The 21,017-nt window shown below is 42.0% G+C and carries 17 protein-coding genes and 1 pseudogene; 13 read left to right on the top strand and 5 right to left on the bottom strand.

Annotation, left to right across the window (positions count from 1 at the left end; translation table 11 throughout):
• Positions 1-109 precede the first annotated feature (109 nt).
• Genes speA through L655_RS0106505 form a run of 4 tightly spaced genes read left to right on the top strand, consistent with a single transcriptional unit; the run spans position 110 to position 5,131 of the window.
• Entirely contained in the window at positions 110-1,990 is a 1,881-nt protein-coding gene (gene speA, locus L655_RS0106520; protein WP_002959544.1) for a biosynthetic arginine decarboxylase, read from the top strand.
• 60 nt (positions 1,991-2,050) lie between these two features.
• The gene (locus L655_RS0106515) at positions 2,051-2,929 is read left to right on the top strand and encodes an acyltransferase (protein ID WP_024604493.1); all 879 of its coding nucleotides are present in this window, start codon (positions 2,051-2,053) and stop codon (positions 2,927-2,929) included.
• A 25-nt stretch (positions 2,930-2,954) separates the two neighbouring features.
• Complete coding sequence (locus tag L655_RS0106510) at positions 2,955-3,875, top strand: acetyltransferase (RefSeq protein ID WP_002959541.1); 921 nt, start codon at positions 2,955-2,957, stop codon at positions 3,873-3,875.
• Positions 3,872-5,131, top strand: coding sequence for a mechanosensitive ion channel domain-containing protein (locus L655_RS0106505; RefSeq protein ID WP_002959539.1), 1,260 nt, complete (start codon positions 3,872-3,874; stop codon positions 5,129-5,131). The genes L655_RS0106510 and L655_RS0106505 overlap by 4 nt, the downstream gene beginning before the upstream one ends.
• Here L655_RS0106505 and chrA read toward each other — a convergent pair.
• The gene (gene chrA / locus L655_RS0106500) at positions 5,088-6,242 is read right to left on the bottom strand and encodes a chromate efflux transporter (RefSeq protein ID WP_024604492.1); all 1,155 of its coding nucleotides are present in this window, start codon (positions 6,240-6,242) and stop codon (positions 5,088-5,090) included. The two genes, L655_RS0106505 and chrA, sit on opposite strands and share 44 nt — an antisense overlap.
• Positions 6,243-6,432: 190 nt before the next feature.
• On the opposite strand from chrA, the gene L655_RS0106495 reads away from it, so the two are divergent.
• The gene (locus tag L655_RS0106495; protein WP_024604491.1) at positions 6,433-7,065 is read left to right on the top strand and encodes an OmpA family protein; all 633 of its coding nucleotides are present in this window, start codon (positions 6,433-6,435) and stop codon (positions 7,063-7,065) included.
• Here L655_RS0106495 and L655_RS0106490 read toward each other — a convergent pair whose 3' ends face one another.
• Positions 7,066-8,844: an ABC transporter transmembrane domain-containing protein gene (locus tag L655_RS0106490; RefSeq protein WP_024604490.1), complete on the bottom strand. Its 1,779-nt coding sequence runs from the start codon at positions 8,842-8,844 to the stop codon at positions 7,066-7,068. It lies immediately after the preceding gene.
• A 91-nt stretch (positions 8,845-8,935) separates the two neighbouring features.
• Between L655_RS0106490 and L655_RS0106485 the strand changes: the two genes are divergently transcribed.
• The 7 genes from L655_RS0106485 to L655_RS0106455 all read left to right on the top strand — a co-directional run bounded on the left by L655_RS0106485 (position 8,936) and on the right by L655_RS0106455 (position 18,663).
• Positions 8,936-9,334 (top strand): DUF3224 domain-containing protein, encoded by a 399-nt coding sequence (locus tag L655_RS0106485; RefSeq protein ID WP_024604489.1) that lies wholly within the window; start codon positions 8,936-8,938, stop codon positions 9,332-9,334.
• Between the two features lie 17 nt (positions 9,335-9,351).
• A complete protein-coding gene (locus L655_RS0106480; RefSeq protein WP_024604488.1) occupies positions 9,352-9,534 on the top strand; it encodes a hypothetical protein in 183 nt (60 codons plus the stop codon).
• On the top strand, positions 9,535-10,152 hold the full coding sequence (locus tag L655_RS0106475) for a LysE family translocator (RefSeq protein ID WP_024604487.1): 618 nt from the start codon (positions 9,535-9,537) through the stop codon (positions 10,150-10,152). It abuts the gene before it with no gap.
• 166 nt (positions 10,153-10,318) lie between these two features.
• Positions 10,319-13,183, top strand: a complete 2,865-nt coding sequence (locus L655_RS0106470; RefSeq protein ID WP_024604486.1) for a TonB-dependent receptor — start codon at positions 10,319-10,321, stop codon at positions 13,181-13,183.
• Positions 13,184-13,205: 22 nt separating this feature from the next.
• Positions 13,206-17,504, top strand: coding sequence for an alpha-1,6-glucosidase domain-containing protein (locus L655_RS0106465; protein ID WP_024604485.1), 4,299 nt, complete (start codon positions 13,206-13,208; stop codon positions 17,502-17,504).
• A 174-nt stretch (positions 17,505-17,678) separates the two neighbouring features.
• On the top strand, positions 17,679-18,224 hold the full coding sequence (locus tag L655_RS0106460) for a PH domain-containing protein (protein WP_024604484.1): 546 nt from the start codon (positions 17,679-17,681) through the stop codon (positions 18,222-18,224).
• A 37-nt stretch (positions 18,225-18,261) separates the two neighbouring features.
• Entirely contained in the window at positions 18,262-18,663 is a 402-nt protein-coding gene (locus L655_RS0106455) for a DUF1801 domain-containing protein (protein ID WP_024604483.1), read from the top strand.
• A 15-nt stretch (positions 18,664-18,678) separates the two neighbouring features.
• Here the strand turns inward: L655_RS0106455 and L655_RS0106450 are convergent, their stop codons facing one another.
• Positions 18,679-19,023 (bottom strand): rhodanese-like domain-containing protein, encoded by a 345-nt coding sequence (locus L655_RS0106450; protein ID WP_024591370.1) that lies wholly within the window; start codon positions 19,021-19,023, stop codon positions 18,679-18,681.
• Positions 19,024-19,308: 285 nt separating this feature from the next.
• On the opposite strand from L655_RS0106450, the gene L655_RS0106445 reads away from it, so the two are divergent.
• Positions 19,309-19,617 carry a metalloregulator ArsR/SmtB family transcription factor gene (locus L655_RS0106445; RefSeq protein WP_010554926.1) on the top strand — a complete coding sequence of 103 codons (309 nt, stop codon included), beginning with the start codon at positions 19,309-19,311 and terminating at the stop codon, positions 19,615-19,617.
• Here the strand turns inward: L655_RS0106445 and L655_RS0106440 are convergent.
• Together L655_RS0106440 and L655_RS01000000125230 are read right to left on the bottom strand one after the other, a co-directional pair.
• Positions 19,610-20,287: a nitroreductase family protein gene (locus L655_RS0106440; protein ID WP_024604482.1), complete on the bottom strand. Its 678-nt coding sequence runs from the start codon at positions 20,285-20,287 to the stop codon at positions 19,610-19,612. The genes L655_RS0106445 and L655_RS0106440 overlap by 8 nt on opposite strands.
• A 78-nt stretch (positions 20,288-20,365) precedes the next feature.
• Positions 20,366-21,017, bottom strand: a pseudogene (locus tag L655_RS01000000125230) (transposase); the annotation flags it as partial.

Here is a 21,017-nt window from a genome sequence, read left to right as displayed (position 1 = left end):
GACGAATAAAGTTAGTTAGGAGTGAGTGAAAGTTCAATTTTTGTTAGCCTAGTGGATAGTGACGTATTAAAATGCGCCTTTATACCTAATTGACTAAAGAAGAGTTGCCATGACCTGGGGTTTAGAAACAGCACGCGCCACTTATAACGTTGCTCATTGGAGTGATGGTTATTTTGATATTAACGCACAAGGCGAACTGGTGGCTTACCCAGATGGCGACCAAACAAAACCGGCCATTTCTTTAACGCAATTAACTGAGCAGTTTAAACAACAAGGTTTAACGTTGCCGGTTTTAGTGCGCTTTACCGATATTTTAAAAAATCGTGTAGACACACTTACTAATGCGTTTACGCAAGCGCGAGCAAATCGTGAATATAATGGCAAATACACCTGTGTTTACCCAATTAAAGTAAATCAGCAACGCTCTGTAGTAAGTAAGCTATTAGCGCATCCAAGCGGACTTGTTGGCCTAGAAGCAGGCTCAAAGCCAGAACTTATGGCTATTTTGGGCGTAGCAAAAGAGCCAATCACTATTGTGTGTAACGGCTATAAAGACAGTGAGTTTTTACGCTTAGCATGTATTGGTCAAGCAATGGGCCACAGCGTAAAAATTGTGGTAGAGAAGCTTTCAGAACTAACCACACTACTTGAAGAAATAGACAACCTAGGCATAGAACCTGCTATTGGTATTCGCATTCGCCTAAACTCAGTAGGCAAAGGCAAGTGGCAAAACACGGGCGGCGAAAAAGGTAAGTTTGGTTTAACGGCAGGCCAAGTACTAAGTGCTGTTGAAGTGCTGAAAAAGCATAATAAGCTGCACTTAATGCAAATGGTGCATTTTCATATTGGTTCTCAAATTGCCAACATTCGTGATATTCACCGTGCTTTGCGTGAATGTGCACGCCACTTTGCTGAGCTTACACAATTAAACGTACCGTTAAACACCGTTGATGTAGGCGGCGGCTTAGGCGTTGATTACGAGGGCTCTGGCTCACGCAGTGCGTGTTCAATGAATTACACCGTAGAAGAGTACGCGCGTAATGTAGTGAATGCATTTGCAGAGGTGTGCGATCAGCATAACCTTACGCATCCGGCCATTATCACCGAATCGGGGCGCGCTTTAACCGCTCACCATGCGGTATTAATTACCGATGTAATTGACGTAGAAAAAGCGCCCAATCATTTAAATCCAGAGCCACCGCTTGAAAATAGCGCGTTAGTGCTTGATGAAATGTGGCAGTGTTTACAGCGTTTAAACCCGCGTATGGCACTTGAGATTTATCACGACGCTATGCACTTATTTAGCGAAGCGCACGATCAGTACGTGCATGGCTTAGTAAGCATGCTAGAGTGGGCGAAAATAGAGCAGCTTTACTTTACTATTTTACATCGTGTACGTGCATCGCTTAGTAATAATGCGCGCGCGCACCGTGAAGTCCTCGACGATTTAAACGAAAAGCTTGCCGATAAACTCTTTGTTAACTTTTCATTATTTCAGTCATTGCCTGATGTATGGGGTATTCAGCAGTTGTTTCCGGTTATGCCAATCGAAAACTTAACTCAACCATTGACTCAGCGCGCGATTATTCAAGATATTACCTGTGACTCTGACGGGCAAATCCGCGAATACGTTGAAGGCGCAGGTATCGAAACCAGCCTACCAATACCAGAATATAAACACGGTGAGCAATACCACATTGCTATGTTTATGGTGGGTGCATATCAAGAAATTTTAGGCGATTTACATAACCTATTTGGTGACACTGATTCTGTGCATGTAGAGCTTAACGATGAAGGTTATGTGTTAACCAATGCCATAAAAGGTGATAGCGTTAAGGATGTATTAAAGTTTGTTGACTATGATAGCGCCATTTTAGCTGACAACTTTGCGTACCAAGTTAATAAACTTGATGTATCAGCGCAGTGTAAAGAAGGTTATTTAGCTGAGCTTAATGCAGGCCTTGAAGGCTATACCTATTTTGAAGATTAATTTGTAAGCAACTGAAAGCGCAGTATTAGTGGCTGCGCAATGTTTAAAGGAATGGAAGTAATGTCAGTTATTCGCGGTGTATTTAGTATTATTTTTTACACAATAAACACACTTTTTTGGTTTGTGCCTATTTTTATTTGTGGGCTTATAAAGCTTATACCTATTAAGCCTCTACAAAAGGTTATGAGCTGGGCTGCAAAGCAATTTGCAACTATTTGGGTAACCTTTAATAGCTTAAATCAAAAGTTATTTACGCCAACTAAACTTAATGTAACTGGCCTTGAAGACCTTAAGCTAAAGGATTGGTACCTAGTAATTGCAAATCACCAAAGCTGGGTCGATATTTTAGTATTGCAGCGCGTGTTTAACCGTAAAATTCCATTTTTAAACTTCTTTTTGAAAAAAGAGCTTATTTACGTGCCTATTCTAGGTTTGTGTTGGTGGGCGCTTGATTTTCCGTTTATGACTCGCACGAGTAAAAGCCAATTAAAAAAGAATCCAAAGCTGCGAGGCAAAGACTTAGAAACCACGCGTAAAGCCTGCGAAAAATTTAAAGAGATGCCAGTAAGTGTGGTTAACTTTGTAGAAGGCACTCGTTTTACTACACAAAAGCACGCGCGCCAAAATAGCCCGTTTCCACATTTATTAAAACCAAAAGCGGGCGGTATTGCTTTTGTAATGCAAGCGATGGGCGAGCAAATTACTAAAGTGGTTAACGTTACCATTCATTACCCAGATGGCATTCCTACATTCATGGATTTTGCAGGTGGTAAGGTAAAAAATATCAACGTACACGTGGATGTAAGGCCTGTAAGCGAAGAGCTTATTGGTGACTACACCGGCGATTCTGAATTTAGAGTACGCTTTCAAAGCGAGCTAAATCGTTTATGGGAAAATAAAGAGCAAACATTACAATCGCTCGAAAAACACCCCAAATAAAAGGCAAAAATATGAGCTTACAGTTATGCTAAAAAAGTGGTTACCAAATTGGCTTAACGGCTTAATTGTGGGCTGCGTATTGTTTTCTAATGTAATGCTTTTTGGCTCGCTAGTATTTGTACTAGGGCTTATTAAGTTATTACTGCCTTTGTCTGTTGTTAACTCTTTATTGCACAGCGCTTATCGAGGGTGGTGTAATGGCAATCGGTTTGGCTTGTGGCTAGGTTGTCCTAATATTGTGGTTGATATAAGTGGCGATTTAAATTCAAAAAGTTGGTATTTACTTATATGTAATCACACGAGTTGGTTAGATATAACCGTGCTTAGCTCATTACATGCATTACCAGCCCCTAAGTTTTTTTTAAAAGATGAATTAAAATACGTGCCTTTTATTGGCACTGGTGCGTGGGCTATGGGTATGCCGTTTATGAAACGGGTAAGCAAAGCACAGCTTGCTAAAAACCCAAAATTGAAAGGGTTGGATGTAGAGCGCACAAAGCACAGCTGTCGCAATTTTCGTCACTATCCTACTACCATCGTTAATTTTGTTGAAGGCACACGCTTTACGCCAGCTAAGCATAATCTGCAGCAAAGTCCTTTTAAGCACTTATTAAAACCCAAAGCGGGTGGCATTGCTTTTGCGCTTGAAGTGCTAGCCAACCAATTTGATGCCATGCTAAATACAAGTTTAGTGTATAGCGGTAAAACAGATCATGTTTGTCGTAACTTGTTAAAAGGCGAGCTAGATTCTATTTATGTTTCAATAGACGTAACGCCCATTAATGACAATATGCAGGGCAGCTATCAAACCGATGACGTATTTAAAGCTAATTTTCAACATTATGTGAATGAGCTATGGGTTGCAAAAGATCAGCAGCTTGCCGATATTTATGCTCAACAAGATTTACCTGAACCACAAATCAGTAAGGAAATTGAAACACTATGACCAACACCCACCTACAGGAGTTAATCGCTCCTTGGTTTGAAAAAGTACCCGATGCGGATTTTCTTAGTTCTATTACCGCAGTTTCAATAGGGATTTTTTCTTTATTAATTGTTTACTTATTTACTCGTAGGTTAATGTTACCAGGCATTCAAAAAGTGGTAACTAAGCTTTCGCCTCAACGTATTGGTTCGTTGTCGCCTATGCTTAATAAGCTTAATAGACGTATTGCAGGTATGCTTTGCTGCGTATTATTTTTGGCGACCTTTGACAGTGTTTATCCGGTTAATGAGCTGACCGCTGAAATTTTGAAAACGGTTGGCCAAGCCATACTAATTATTCATGTAGGTTTTATTTTTAGCAGTATTGTAAGCATTGCGGGTTCTATTTATAACCAATTGGAGTTTGCACGCGAAGTCCCTATTCAGGGCTTAATTCAGGTTGTTAAGCTAATCACCTTTATTGTGTGTGCTATTTTAATTGTAAGTATTTTCCTTGAGAAGTCACCCACTTATATTCTCTCTGGCTTTGGTGCTATTGCTGCTGTTACGTTATTAGTATTTAAAGACACTATTTTAGGCTTTGTAGCTAGTATTCAAATCGCAGCAAATCGCCTAGTAACCTATGGTGATTGGATTCAAGTAGAAAACTATGGCGCCGATGGCGAAGTAATTGATTTGGGTTTAAACACTGTAAAGGTACGTAACTGGGATAACACCATTACAACTATTCCAACTTATATGCTAGTTGCGGGTTCGTTTAAAAACTGGCGCGGTATGCAAGAGTCGGGCGGTAGACGTATTAAACGTTCACTTAATATAGATATGCACAGTATTTGTTTAGTAAGTGATGAATTTAGAAAGCAGATAGATGCGGCTATTCCGCTTCATGACTATATCCGAGTGACGACATTACCCGCTCAAGTTTCTAATTTAGGGCTGTTTCGTCGTTATGCTGAGGGCTATTTAAAGCAGCACAGTAAAATTAATACGTCGCTTACGTTAATGGTACGAGAGCTACAACCAATGAACCACGGGTTACCGATTGAGTTTTATTGCTTTAGTGAAGACAAACGCTGGATTTCGTACGAGCATCTACAAGCCGAAATAATGGACCATTTACTTGCAGTATTGCCAGTGTTTGGGCTTAGGGCATATCAAAGTGTTAGTGGGCAATTAAGCCCTCCTAACGAGCAACAAACAGATAAGCCAACATTTAGAGTGATGGCAAATAGTGCTGCAAAAGACCCACAGCAATAAATAAAGCTAAGAGCCACCAAATAGGTGGCTTTTTAAATCGCAGCCATGCAAATGTAATTATTAGTAACGCAACCTGCCAAAGGTTATGCACAGCCGATGTCCAAATTGGTGAATACAATGCGGCCGCTAAAAAACCGACTACCGCTGCATTAAGCGCCGCTATTGAATTTGCAAAATGTGGCTTACTTGCCAAATTAATCCAACTCTTCTGAAACGCCAGTATAAGTAAAAAACCAGGCATAAATATAAGCAGTGTAGCTATAAGGGCACCCACTAAAGGTTGCTCAGAAGTAAGTTGTGCGCCTAAGTAAGTAGCAATAGTAAACATTGGCCCTGGCACTGCCTGTGCACTCGCGTAAGCACTTAAAAACTGATCATCACTCAATGCTGGTACGCCAGCTTGAAGTACCGGCAGTACTACGTGTCCGCCGCCAAACACCATTGCACCCGCTTGGTAAAAAGGGATAAACAAAGCAAACTCATGCCCTAGTGGAATAAAGCTAACCCCAAGTAAGAGCGCAAATAACCCCAGTGCAATCCAATTAATATTACTGTTTTTACTGCTAACATCGTCTGCTACTGTGCCAAGTTTTAATAAAGGCCATATAGCACCTACTGTTGCAGCAGTGATTAAAATCGCTATTTGAGTTCCCATCATTGGAAATAACACCAAGGCAAGTGTACTCATTATCGCAAGTAACTTAAGCGCAGCACTTGTACAAAAGCTTTTAGCCATACTAAGTGTTGCATCCGCGACTATAACAACGGCAAATAACTTTAAGCCTGCAATAATTGCAAAGTAAACAGCGTCAAACTGATGGGCACTAACCGCAAGCAGCACCATTATTAAAAACGAAGGCAAGGTAAAGCCTACAAAAGCAGCTATACCACCCAGTACTCCTGCACGCTCAACACCAATAGCAAAACTAACTTGGCTAGAGCCTGGCCCTGGTAATGCTTGGCTTAAACTAATAAGTTGTGCGTAACGCGTGTTAGTTAGCCAATTTAACGAGTCTACAAAGTGGCGCTTAAAATAGCCTAAATGCGCAGCGGGGCCACCAAAACTCATGCACCCTAGTAAAAAAAATTGTCTAAAAATAGCAATTAACATTGCGCCAATATCCTTTGTAAAATTCATTAAATTGTCACAGCGTAGTATGACATTTTTATTAAAACGGCACATTAGTTTGAGGTCTGTTTAACAATCAAGCAAGATGCGCTGCTTTTAACACTCTCTTCATAGTTTGTTCATACATGTATTTGCATACTCTTGCTAAATTCTTAATGAATAGGGTATCACCATGACTTTAACTAAATCACTTTTAAGCGTAACCGTAGTAGCTGTATTACTTTCTGGTTGTGAAATGAATAACACCGGCAAAGGTGCGGCTATTGGCGCAGCAGCGGGTGGCGTATTAGGTAAAGCAACAAGTAACCATAAAGATAAGCGTATTTTTATAGGCGCTGCTATCGGCGCACTAGCTGGCGCTGCAGTGGGTAACTACATGGATAAGCAAGAAGAAGCATTTCGTGATGAACTTGCAGGCTCTGGTGTTGAAGTTGTACGTGAAGGCGATAACTTGCGTTTAGTTATGCCATCTAATATTACGTTTTCGACCGACCAATCTTATATTTCGTCTGGCTTTAACGATACCTTAGATGCTATTGCTAAAGTGATGAACAAATACGAAAAAACGTACCTAAGTATTGAAGGCCACACAGATAGCACAGGTAAAGACAGCTACAACATGAACCTATCGCGTGAACGTGCTCAAAGCGTTAAAAACTACTTAGTGAACCAGCAGATTATGGCTGAGCGTGTAAGTACTATGGGTTATGGCGAAACACGTCCAATTGCGACTAACGATAGTGCAAATGGCCGTGCTCAAAACCGCCGTGTAGAAATTCAAATAGTGCCAAACACAGAAGAATAATTAGTCTTTATTAAACTGTAATTCACACAGTTTTTGATACAACGGGTTACTTGCTACTAATTCTTGGTGGGTACCCGTTGCTATAATCTCTCCATTTTCCATGACTACAATCACATCGGCATGTTTAACCGTTGCCAGCCTATGGGCAATAATAAGCGTTGTTCTATTTTGCATTAAATGCTCAAGCGCAGCTTGCACGTGGTGCTCACTTTGAGCATCGAGTGCACTGGTGGCTTCATCAAGAAGGAGTATTTCAGGGTCTTTTAAAATAGCGCGTGCCAGTACAATACGCTGCTTTTGCCCACCCGATAACCTCACACCTTGCTCACCTAAAAAACTGTTATAACCTTGCGGTAATTGTTTAATAAATTCATCAGCATGAGCATGTTTGGCAGCGGCATATACTTGCTCGTCACTTGCTTTTGGGTTGCCGTAGCGAATGTTATGCATTACATCGGAGCTAAATAAAATAGGGTTTTGCGCTACCATACCCATTTTACCTCTGAGGGTATTAAGCGATAATTCTTTAATGTTTATATCTTTAAATTTAATGGCTCCGCTAGCCGGATCGTAAAAGCGCTGTAGTAATTCAAATAAGGTTGTTTTACCTGCGCCAGAAGGGCCAACAATAGCCACAGTTTGGCCTTGAAGTATATTTAAACTTATTTTATTAAGTGCGCTTACGTCTGGGCGAGAAGGGTAGTTAAAGCTTATATTCTCAAGCGTAATAGCAGGGCTGTTACTATTTTTTAGTAAGTTACTATCTTGTGGATTTAGTGGGTTTTCTATCTCACTTTTAACAGCAAGTAACTCAAGTAATCTTGCAGCTGCGCCTGCTGCGCGTTGTAGTTCGCCATATACTTCAGCAACGGTTGCCACCGACATTGCCACCATAATAGCGTAAAACACAAAGGCTCCTAGCTCACCGCCAGTCATGGTACCTGCTAATACGTCGCTGCCGCCGACCCACAGCATTGCGCTAATAGCACTAAAAGTTAAAAATATTACCGCTGCAATTAAAAACGAGCGTTGTTTAATGCGGCTTTTAGCCACATTAAAGGCTTTTTCGGTTTCAAGTGCAAAAGCGTGCTGCTCTTGTTCTTCGTGGCTATAGCTTTGCACTACTTTAATATTTTGAATGATCTCGCCGGCATAGGTGCTTATATCGGCTATGGCATCTTGGCTGGAGCTTGCAAGTTTGCGCACCTTTTTACCAAATACCATCATAGGAACAAGTACCAACGGCACACAAGCAACAACCACTAAAGTAAGTTTTAAATTAGTAAACAACAGCATAGCAAGTCCACCAACCAGCATAAGTACACTGCGAAGCGCCATAGAAAATGATGAACCAATAATTGATTGCAGTAATGTTGTGTCGGTTGTTAAACGCGACATAAGCTCGCCACTGCGGTTTTCTTCAAAGTAGCTTGGGTGCAAAGTAACAATGCGATTAAACACGGCTTTGCGAATATCGTTACTGACTCGCTCGCCAATCCACGACATTAAATAAAAGCGGCTAAAGGTGCCCACGGCCAATAAACTAATTAAACCAATAAGCACCAATACAGCTTGTTGTAGCTGCGCTTGGGAGCCAGCTATAAAGCCATGATCTATGACAAACTTAACCCCTTGCCCTAATGATAAGTTAACACCAGCGGTTACTAAAAGGGCAGCAAGCGCCGCTACTACCATCCATTTGTAAGGTTTAATAAAAGCAAAAATAGGTAATAAACTACTAAAAGCGGCTTTTTCGGGCTTAGGGCTTGTTTTTGACATAGTGGATTCTTTTTAAAGGTTAAGGTATAGATATGGCACTAAGATAATAAAAATCAATACTTTTAAACATTAGCATCAATAAGGAAACGTTATGACTACTGCAACCGTAAGTGGAGAATTTAATGTAAATCTGGCCCCTATAGAAGGCTACGCAAGCGGCCAAAACGGCGTTAATTTAGGGCGTATGTCGATAGATAAAACATTTAAAGGTAGCTTAAATGCCACCAGCCAAGGCGAAATGCTAAGCGCCATGACACCCACACAAGGCAGTGCCGGTTATGTTGCCATAGAGCAAGTAATAGGCGAGCTTGACGGTAAAAAAGGCAGTTTTGTACTGCAGCATTTTGGCACTATGGATAAAGGCCAAGACAGCCTAATTTTAAATGTAATTCCCGACTCTGGCACTAATGAGCTAGAAGGGTTAACGGGCAGTATGAAAATACGTATTGAGCAAGGGATTCACTACTACGATTTTGAATACACGTTATAAGATACTCAAGGATTAAAATGCAAAAAGTAATCGAATTTAGAAAGACCCGTTTTTTGGGTGGGGTAGATATAGTCGCACTGAATGACCGCATACAGGAATTAAACCAAGATGGCTGGAAAGTAATAAACGCAGTGCCCTTGGCAGGTTTTTATGGGCAAGTGCACGGTTATACATTACTTATTGAAACTGACGAGCTTTAAATGACATTTACAGTATGGTTAAGCCTAGCTGCTATTTGCATGATGGGCGCAATGTCGCCAGGACCAAGTTTAGCGGTGGTTTTAAAGCACTCACTTAACGGCAGTATGAAAAACGGAATGCTTGCCGCGCTCAGTCATGGTACTGGCGTTGGCTTGTATGCTGGTGCATCGTTATTAGGGCTAGGCGCTTTAATGATGCAGTTTCCGACTGTTTATCAAATACTGGTGTATTTAGGCGCAGCCTATTTGGCGTATTTAGGTATAAAAATATTGCTAGCAAAACCCAGCAATAACGAACTTGAAGTACAAAAAAGTGAGGTAAGTGCAGCTAAAGCATTACAAGATGGTTTTGCCATTGCTTTTTTGAACCCCAAGCTCGCGATTTTCTTTTTAGCCTTGTTCTCACAGTTTATTGACCCTCAGCTACTTACTTTAAGTGTGGGCATAATTATGTGTTTAACTGTGTTTGTAATTGATACCGGTTGGTACTTGCTGGTGGCGTTACTGACCGAGGTTTCAAAAAACCGCTTTGGATTTACCAAGCAAAACCCGTGGCTTGATAAAATACTGGGTGTTGTGTTTATTGCTCTTGCGATAAAAGTGGTGCTTAGCCTTTAAATAGCGTTCCAAATGCAGGTGTATGTACGCGCATACACCTGCAGCCTAACTCTCATGCCCTGCATACGTATTCATCACATTAATTTTACCTTTTAGTTACAATTTGTTGGTTGTGTTTTGAACAACACAGCAACACCTGACAACAATAACTCAAAGGTTCACACACATGGACAAGTTTAAACTAAGTGCACTTATGCTGGCTTTATTTGCCGCAAATAGTGCATTGGCTGCAAACGAAGACTCAACAAATCAATCACCCAGCACACAAGCTGAAGATTTAGAAATTATTGAAGTGCGAGGCTTTAGTCGCAGTTTAATTCAATCTTTAAATCAAAAGCGTTTTAGCGATACGGTGTCAGAACAAATTTCTGCCAATGATTTAGGGGCATTGCCTGATATTTCAATGGCCGATGCACTTACACGATTACCAGGCATTTCAGCAGTAAGAACGGGCGGACAAGCGGCGCAAATTAATATACGTGGGCTTTCGGGCGGGTTTGTATTTTCAACACTTAATGGCCGCGAGCAAGTATCTACAAGTGGCAGCCGCAGTATTGAGTTTGACCAATATCCGTCAGAATTAATTAGCTCTGCGGTGGTATACAAATCGCCAAAAGCATCGCTTATTGAAGGTGGCGTGGCCGGTACGGTAGAGCTTGAAACCGCCAGCCCACTCAATAACGACCAAACACATAAATTTGTAGCTAATGTGCGCGGTATGTATAACGACCGCGCCTCAGAGGTATCGGATGCCACTGAATTTGGCGACCGAATTAGTTTTTCGTATCAAGGCAAATACCTAGACGACACATTAGGCGTGGCGCTGGGCTATGCGCGTTTGTTTCAGCCAAGTGTAGCAACGCAGTTTATTGGCCTTGCTTACAACGACACAAAAGACGTTGATGGCGCAGCTAACGACACCAATGGCCCTTTAGCTAATCCAGAAAACGAATACATTAGCGAAGGCTTTGAGCTACAGCATTTAGGCGGCGAAGAAACCCGTAATGGTTACTTAGCAGCTATAGAGTGGGCGCCGGTAGATAACTTTAAATTAAAAGGTGACGCATTTTTATCGCGCTTTGATAAAGAGTCATTTGCCCGTGGCCTGAGGGTTAAATTAGGCGGGCCAACAGCTGCATATGCTAACGCTCAGCTCGATGGTAATGCCGTAATAGGCGCAGCGGTTAACCGCACTTCGCAAAGCTATACCCGCGTTGAAATAGTTAACGACGACAACCAAGACTTTGACGAAGTAGATAGTTTTGGCGTTAATGCCGATTGGCAGGTAACCGATAGATTAAGCGTAAATGCCGATGTGTCGCTTTCTCGCGCAAAAAGTAACTTTAGAAATGGCTTACTGTGGAGCTTAGTAGCAGAAGATGCCAATGCAGAAACGCCAGTATTTGATAACAACGTAGCAATTAACTATCAATTAAACGGCTTAAACTTACCTGACGTTGGGTTTAATCAGGCGGCCGCCTTTAGCGATATAGACCGTGTAATGGTCAGCAAATATGGTATTTACCCAGATCAAACAGAAGATGAAGTAACGGCATTTAGACTAGATTTTAAATACGAGCTAGAAAGCGACATATTTAGCTCAGTAGAGTTTGGTGCGCGCTACTCAGATAGAGAATACAGCCGAAAGCGTTCGGTATTTGAGTACGGTAACGACGGGGCGTTTTCAGCAACGCAACCGCCTTTGAGTTTAACCGACGATATGGCTTNCTGGCAGGGCGAGTTTAGTTATTTCCCGTCGTATTTAGCCATTGATTTAGACAAAGCGCTCAATGCGTGGTTTCCAGATGGCACGCCCGAGCCTGTCCAAACATGGGGCAACGCCGATGGCGTAGACGACGCGCAAGGTTACACAACTAACTATTCGTGGACATTGCTACAAAGCGGCTCGGTGTTTGAAGATGTGCTAGCTGCGTACGTTATGGTAAACATTAACACGCAAATAGGGGGGCTCGACCTATCGGGTAATGTGGGTGTGCGCCGCGTTGAAACCGACCAATCAGCAACGGTACTAGAAAACGTAGCAGGCGATGCGCGCTTAGGTGCGCAAAATATTGTTGATGAGAACGGCATTGTAAATGATTTATACGCACCTAATGTATTAGGCACTAAATACACCGACTACTTACCATCATTAAATTTAAACCTGCAACTTAACGACAATTCACTTGTGCGCTTTGCAGCGGCTAAAGTAATGTCGCGTGCGCCAATTAACCGCTTAGCGGGCGATGCCAGTGCAAACGTAAGTGACGATGGTGTTATTAATGGTTCAAGTACTAATAACCCATTTTTAAAACCCTTTTATGCCGACCAGTACGACTTATCTTACGAATATTATTTTGAAGAAGGTAACGGCACTATCGCAGCAGCGTTATTTTATAAAAATATAGACTCGTTTGTTGAAACCTTATCAATCGAAAACTTCGACTTTAAAGGCAATGGCTTTAACGTACCTGACTCTATAGAAGACCCAGTTAGTGGCGAGCAAGTTGCGACAATAAACGGTATTTATACCACGGCAGTTAATAACGGTGAAGGTGGCTATATCAGAGGGCTAGAGCTTGCTTATACGCAAGTGTTTACCTTTTTACCTGAGCCATTTAATGGCTTAGGCGCTAACGCAAGTTACTCATACACCGAGAGTGAAATTGAATCGATCACCAGTTTAGGGGGCGACACGTTAGCGCAATCTTTACCTGGGCTATCTAATAACGTGTTTAATGCCACGTTTTTTTACTCAATGGATGATTTTGAAACCCGCCTCAATGTGCGCTACCGCGATGAGTTTGTATCAGAGCAGGTTGCCATTAACGAGCAAGTGGTTAATTTTGATGCTGAAACCGTAGTCGACTTTCAAACCTCTTATCGCTTTAGCGACTCGCTAACAATGCTTTTGCAAGTTAATAACTTAACCGATGAACCAACCCAAAGTTACTTTGGCTCAGAGCAACGAACAGGGACGACTCAGTACTTTGGTCGTCAGTTCTACCTTGGTTTTACATACAGTCATTAATTAGCAAACGGAGCGTTTAAAAATGAAAATTATAACTATGTCTAAATATTTGCTAATAACGTTAGCGTTAATGCTATTAGCAGCGTGTGGTGGAACAGGTGATGTTGAATCTGGTGAACCATTACTTACCTGTAATGTGCCACAAGTCCCTAATGAAGCGGGGTCACAATGTGTCGATCCCGAACCTATATCGTGCCCTGCACCTACAGTACCTGATGAAAATAACGAAAGTTGCGTGGTTGGCGCCGACCCAACCCTGCCAGACCCTGTTGTATTTGCAGGGGAGGGAGAGGCGGTTTTATTTTATAACCGCTTAGCCGATGATAACTACGAAGGTTACCGATTACATTCGTGGAATAACGATGTGTGTGATGCTTATGCACCACCATTTGATACCAGTGATTGGGCTAACGGCCATGAATACGATGGTATTGATCCAAACTACGGTGCGTACTGGATAATTAACCTTAAAGAGGGTTATAACGAATGTGCCAATTTTATTATTCATATTGGTACAGAAGGGTCAGGTAAGGCGTTTGGTGATGTGGATTTAACCATGCCGCTGATGCAAGACGATGAAACCTTTCAGCGTATGAACTTTACCATTCATGGCGAGCCTTCGGTGTTTGAATACCCTATATTAAGTTTAGGCGAACGCGCAGTTGCTATAACAGGTGCTTCAGCGCATTGGATTGATTTAAATACTATTTTGTATAAACCAAGTAACGAGCTTACAAGCCTAATTAAGTTACATTCATCAGCTACCGCTCAGCTTGAAGTGGATATTGATACTGGTTTAAACGGCGATACTGTTACGCTGCAATCAAGCAATATAACTGATGAGCAGGCTGCAAAAGTACCGCATTTAACCACCTGGAACGCATACGAAGGAAGTTGGGATACAAGCACGGCTAAAACGCTTATTAAATCGCAGCTTGTTATTGCAGGTTACGATAGTGAAGGTAAGCTTCTAGAAGCAAGCTATGTTCAAACCGCTAAAGCACTCGACGCCCTTTACACGCAAGGCGAAGACGATGCTAATGAAGCTGTGCTGGGTGTAAATTATGGCAATAACGCGATTGATGTAACTGTGTGGGCACCCACCGCTAATAACATGATGCTAAATGTGTTTGATGATGCAAAAACACAAGTGCACTCTACGCCAATGACATTAAATACACAGACAGGTATTTGGCAAGCAAGTTTAGATATGCAATACGACCGCCATTACTACCGCTTTAATTTTGATGTTTACCATCCACTGACTCAGCAAATAGAGTCGCTTTGGAGCACAGACCCTTACTCACTAAATGTATCTACCAATGGTTTATACAGCCAGTTAATTAATTTAGCCGATGAAGACACTAAACCCGAAGGGTGGGATACACGCCTTATTCCTACGGTAGAAAACCCAGAAGATGCGATTATTTACGAGGGCCATGTACGTGACTTTAGTGCGCGCGATAACAGCGTAACAGAGGCTAACCGCGGTAAATACCTTGCATTTACTGAGCTAAATAGTGCTCCTATGCAGCACTTACAAACTTTGGCTCAAAATGGATTAACGCATTTTCATTTATTACCTATTACTGATATTGGCACCATAGATGAAGACGTCAGTAAGCGTGTAGATATTAGCGATTCGCTAGGAGATTTATGTGAGCAAATTAATGATGAAGCCGATGCGTGTAAAACCCAAGATAAAAACAGCACCATTATTGATTTAATGAGCGGTTATTTACCAGGCTCAGATGACGCACAAGCACTTGCTAATGCTATGCGCAGCTTAGATAGCTTTAACTGGGGTTACGATCCGCATTACTTTATAGCGCCTGAAGGCTCGTACGCATCAAGCCCAGAGGGCATTGCCCGCGTTAAAGAAACCCGCGCTATGGTACAATCACTGCAATCTATTGGTCTGCGCGTAGTGCTTGATGTGGTTTATAACCATACAACATCGTCGGGTATTTGGGATAAATCGGTATTTGACAAACTAGTACCGGGTTACTATCACCGTTATAACGAAGTAAGTGGTGAAATAGAGCGCTCAACGTGTTGTGAAAATACAGCCACAGAGCATGTAATGATGGATAAGTTTGTTAGTGATTCATTAGTTATTTTGGCACGCGAATTTGGCTATGACAGCTTTAGATTTGATGTAATGGGGCATATGCCAAAATCGTCAATTCTTGCAGCACGCGATGCAGTGCAAGCCGTTGATGAAGATAACTACTTTTATGGCGAAGGCTGGGACTTTGGTGAGGTGGCAAATAACCGATTATTTGTACAAGCCAAACAAGNGGCCGGTAGCGAAGTAGGTACATTTAACGACCGTATTCGTGAAGCCGTTCGCGGCGGCGCATTATTTAGTAATAGCTCAACAGATGGCAATTTAGCAGAGCAAGATACTTTACGTTTGTCGCTTGCGGGTAATTTACAAAACTACATTTTAAAAGACTTTAAAGGTAACTCAGTAAAGGGTAATAGCTTTACTTGGAATACTCAGCCAACGGCGTATGCACTAGACCCTGCCGATAGCATTCATTACGTATCAAAACACGATAACGAAACACTATGGGATCAGCTGCAATATAAACACAGCGCTAACATGAGTATTGAGCAGCGCGTTCGTGCTCATAATATGGCGTTAGCACTCCCTCTTATGAGCCAAGGTATTCCATTTATGCAAATGGGCGCCGACTTGCTACGTTCAAAATCGATGGATCGTAACAGCTACGATTCGGGCGACTGGTTTAACTTTGTTGATTTTACCCAAGATACCAATAACTGGAATATTGGCTTGCCACCCGCGCAAGACAACGAAGTGAAATGGCAAGAAATTATGCCTATTTCTGCTAATACCCAAGCGGCTGCACAGCCACAAGATATTACCTTTGCACATGATGTATTTAATGAATTTTTACAAATACGTAGTAGCAGCCCACTCTTTAGATTAACCACAGAGCAAGATGTTATTGAGCGAGTGGGTTTTCATAACGTAGGTAAAGCGCAGCAACATGGCTTAATTGTAATGAGCATTGATGATGGCGAAGGGCTAACAGACTTAGACCCTGCATTTGACGCGCTTGTTGTCGTGATTAACGCAACCGAGCAAACCCTTAGCCATACTATTGCCACCGCAGCGGATTTTGAATTACACGATGTATTAAAAAACAGTGTTGATGCAAGCATGACCGATGCTAATTTTGCTGCTGGCGATAACGAAGGCACATTTACTGTACCGCCTTACACATTAGCTGTATTTACTAAAAACCAAGGTGAGAGCCAAGGTGCTGGTTTAAGTGCAAATGCGACAGTGGGTGCACCTGATGTAGTACCTTATGGCAGCACCGCTGTGTTTGTGCGCGGGACTTTAAACGACTGGGGCACACGCGATGCATTTGAATATATTGGCGAGGGTGAATACCGTATAGCAATTGCACTGAGCGCTGGCGATTACGAATTTAAAATTGCCTCTGAAGATTGGTCTACAGTTGATTTTGGCGCGCTTACTGACGCTGATAAAGATGTAGTTGAAAACCAAAGTGAGGCATTAACGCGCTCAGGTGCAAACATGACATTCAGCGCTGCTATTGATGCAACCTATGTATTTTCACTTGATGCTTCAAACCCTGAAAATCCAACGCTTACTTTATACAACGAAGAGCCATTTATAGGCACTGCTATTTATGTGCGCGGTACGCTTAATGACTGGGGAGTAACCGATGAGCTAAGTTATAAAGGTAAAGGCATTTACACCTTTACTAAAACACTGAGTGCTGCAAGTTATGAATTTAAAGTAGCGTCAGAAGATTGGAGCACGGTTGATTATGGATCGGCTGAGGGTGATGCCAGTGTAATGGTTGGCACCGCTGAGCAGTTGTCGGTTGCGGGCGCGAATATGACCATCGACATTGCAGAAGAAGGTGAATACCAGTTTATATTTGACGCCAGTGATTTAAATAACGTATCGCTAAAAGTGCTCAACGCTGAAATGTTTGCACAAACAACGGTATTTATTCGCGGCAGCTTAAATGACTGGAGTACTGATAACCCGCTTATGTACGAGGGTGATGCAATTTACTCTACATCAATAGATTTAGAAGCAGGTGACTACGAATTTAAAGTAGCGTCTGAAGATTGGAGTACCGTTGATTACGGTGGAGCAGGCGATACGCCGGTAGTGGCAATTGATGAACTAACACTACTTGAAGCCGTAGGTGCCAATATAGCACTAAATATTACCGAACAAGGTACTTACTCCTTCAAGGTAATAGGCCCAGATAGAGAGAATGTGAGCTTACTTATCAGCAAACAGTAGCGGTTATATTTTCCCAGACCTAAGCCGAGCATAGCCCTGTATGCTCGGCTTTTTTGTATGTACATAAGTGTGTGAAAGTATATTTGAATGCTAATTATAAATGTTTGGACTAAATTGCATTCAATATTAGATTGGCGTACTTTTATAAATCCCCAACCATACAAAAGAAAGCTAATGAGTAACTTAACCTTAAAAAGTGCTAATTTTGATCCTAAAGTAAAACAATACTGGATGGTTACTGCCTCGCTATTTGCAATGTTGGCTCTTGTTACTATACCGCTTATACCTATCATTTTACTGATTGTATGGCTGGTGAGCGGACGAATACTCGCAGCTATGTCAGCTGACTTATTACCACAAAAATTGGTAGTTAAACGTGGCATATTATTTAAAGAAGAAAAATCTATTCCGCTTGAAAAAATAACAGATGTAGGGTTAAGCCAAGGGCCGCTCATGCGAATCTTTGGATTATATCGTTTAAGCTTTGAAACAGCAGGGCAGTCAGGAAATGGTGCTTTAGTGTCTTTGCTTGGTGTAGTTAATGCGAGTGAGTTTAGAGAGGCGATACTTGAGCAAAAAGATGTATTGGCAAACCAAGGTAAAGCGTCGCAGCAGGCAACAGAGCAAAGTGAGAAAGAGCTACTGAGATCACTTACTTATAGTGTTAAAAATATTGAGCAGATGCTACTTGTTTTACTTGATGAAAGGCAGCAAAAGTAGCCTGTTTTAAAATTGTAAAGCTTATAAGGATATTTTTATGAATACGGAAATAGAAAATATATTTAATAATTATCCTGAGATAGCAAAAAGTAAGCTTATAAAATTACGAGAGTTAATTTATACCGTAGCACAAGAGCAAAACTTAGGAGCTGTTGAAGAGTCTTTAAAGTGGGGAGAGCCAAGTTATAACACAATAAATGGCAGCCCCATTCGCGTAGGCTTTAAGGGCTCCTCGTGTTATTTGTTTTTTCATTGCCAATCAAAGCTAGTAAGCACATTTAGAGAGTTGTATTCCCACACTCTCACTTTCGAAGGTAACCGGGCAATTGTATTAAATAGTGAAAAGCCATTACCAGAATACCCAGTTAAAGAGTGTATTAAATTAGCACTGACTTATCACAAAGTTAAACGCCTACCTTTACTAGGCGCATCATTATAAGTATTCAGTTGATGTTTAAAACACACTACATATTTGGTTTGCGTCACAGGTAATAACGGTTACGTTTTCATAACCCACACGCGTTAACGCTTCTGCTCCCAACGTTGCGCGCGCACCACTTGCGCAGTGCACGTAAATAGGGCGAGCTGCGTCTTTTTCTATTTCCATCAGTTTCATCTCGAGTAATCCACGCGGAATATTTATAGCGCCGGCAGCCGATTTTGTCGCGTGCTCTGCAGGTTCTCGCACATCAATAAGTAAACCTTTATTTTGTTCAAGCTCGAGTTTTGCTTGCGCTGCGTCAATACGGCGTTGGTTAGGTGTGATAATTTTTAGTAAGTCAGGGATTGATGTAAGCATTAGTTTGTAAATCCTCTTTTTCTTAAAAAAGACATTAATGAGTGCTACTTGGTATAAGTAGGTGAATTGAGTTAATACTTATAAATAACGTTAAAAACTGAAAGTTACTTTATATAAAGTAACTTAATAGTGCGGATACTGCTACAGCACTTCCGCCGATTAATAAAACGGCATCGCTAGTTTCATGGCCATCTTAATATTAGTAAAACCTAATGTTAATTATATTAGAACTTGCTAATGTAAAAGTCTATACTTAAAAAGGTATCAAAAAGAGAAATAATAAAAATGAATATTGAACAACTAGCTGTCAACGCAGAGCAAGCCGAACAGTTTTTAAAATTAATGGCTAACAAAAATCGCTTAATGATTTTATGTAGTTTATTACAAGGTGAGCAAAGTGTAGGTGAGCTAAATAAAAATGTACCTTTAGCACAGTCAGCGTTATCTCAGCATTTAGCAAGTTTACGCAAGGCAGATATGGTTGCTACTCGCAGAGAAGGGCACACTATTTATTACTCATTGACCGATCCAAAAGTTGAGTCGATCATTGCTTTGCTATATGAGTGGTTTTGCCGACAAGAAAATACTAAATAAACGTAGCTATTTCATCGAGTGATTTTTTATCCAGTGCATGAGCAGGTATTGTTGCATCATCACTTGGGTAGCCTGTAATAAGTAGCATGTATGGGCGTTCGTTATCTTTATCGCGATTACATATGTCGGTTAAAAAACTCATTGGCTTTGGAGTATGAGTAAGGGTTGCCAAACCACTGCGGTGCAAAGCTTGAATTAAAAAGCCGGTAGCTAAGCCAACAGACTCATGCACATAATAATTCGTATTTTTATCATCGCTGCTTACGCCGCCCTTTTTTTGACTAAATACAGCTATAAGCCAAGGTGCATGCTCTAAATAAGGTTTATTGGCGTCGGTACCTAACGGTTTTAGCGCATCTAACCATTCTTCACCTGCTCTGCCTTCGTAAAAAGAACGCTCTAATTTTTCTGCGGCTTCTCTTATTTGTTTTTTTACATCGCTACTGTTTATAGCCACAAAATGCCAAGGCTGATGATTCGCTCCACTTGGTGCTGTGCCAGCTGCTTTTATACATGCTTCAATAATATTTTTTGGTACTGGGCGATCGCTAAAGCTGCGAATGCTATGGCGGCGTTGGCTGGTTTGTAAAAACTCGTTAGCACGATTTAGCATTTCTTCATGTGGATATTCTATAAAGTCATTTAACGGCTGGCTTTGGTGATCTTGCATGGCTTTTCGCTTCTTATAAAGGGTATACGGATTTAATGGTTGATGAGGCACATTTCTCCCACTAACCGGTTACTGCCCTCAGATGGTTGATAGATCGACCCCGAAGTTGAGTTCCTCGGCTAAGTCCGGCAGACCGTAACCGATGGTTTTCTTGTAGAACGGAGAGACCTTCGCAGTCGGGGCCTTCTTCTTGTGCTTCGTGGTGTAGAGCATTCGTGCCCGCATCACCTCGAAAGAGTAGCCACGTCCCTCCCGGTTCTTGTCCTTGGCCAGTCGGTTGATGGACTCAGTGTAAGCGTTGGTGACGGGCATGCCCGTCTCGAAGTAGGTCATGATCTCTTCGCGCCAGTTGCCCACCGCCCTGACCAAATCGCTCCAGACTTCCTTCTGTCTCTTCGGGATGGTGGCTATCCAATCGTCCAGGGCGACTTCTGCCTGGGGCCGTGTGGTAACGTCCCAGATGCCGTAGAAGCGTTCCTTGTGCTCGTAGGCGGCCAGCAGTTGCGGGAATGCGCCTGTCCAGGTCTCCATGATGAGGCGTTCCCGGTCTGAGACTTCGTGAGCACGTTTCAGCAGGATTTCCGGTCTCCCTTGAGGGTTCGGCTCTGGGAAGGCTTCAGCTCCTTTCTGAGGCCCTTGCGCACTTTCTCCAAGGCATCGTTTGACATACGCACCACATGGAACTTATCGACCACGATGCGTGCCTGTGGCAGCACCGTCTTGACCGCCG

The sequence above is a fragment of the Pseudoalteromonas sp. TAE79 genome, assembly GCF_000498015.1.
In the GTDB taxonomy this organism is placed as follows: Bacteria; Pseudomonadota; Gammaproteobacteria; order Enterobacterales; family Alteromonadaceae; genus Pseudoalteromonas.
The sequence above is the reverse complement of the archived record's forward strand: the minus strand, read 5'-3'. Positions and strand labels throughout refer to the sequence as shown.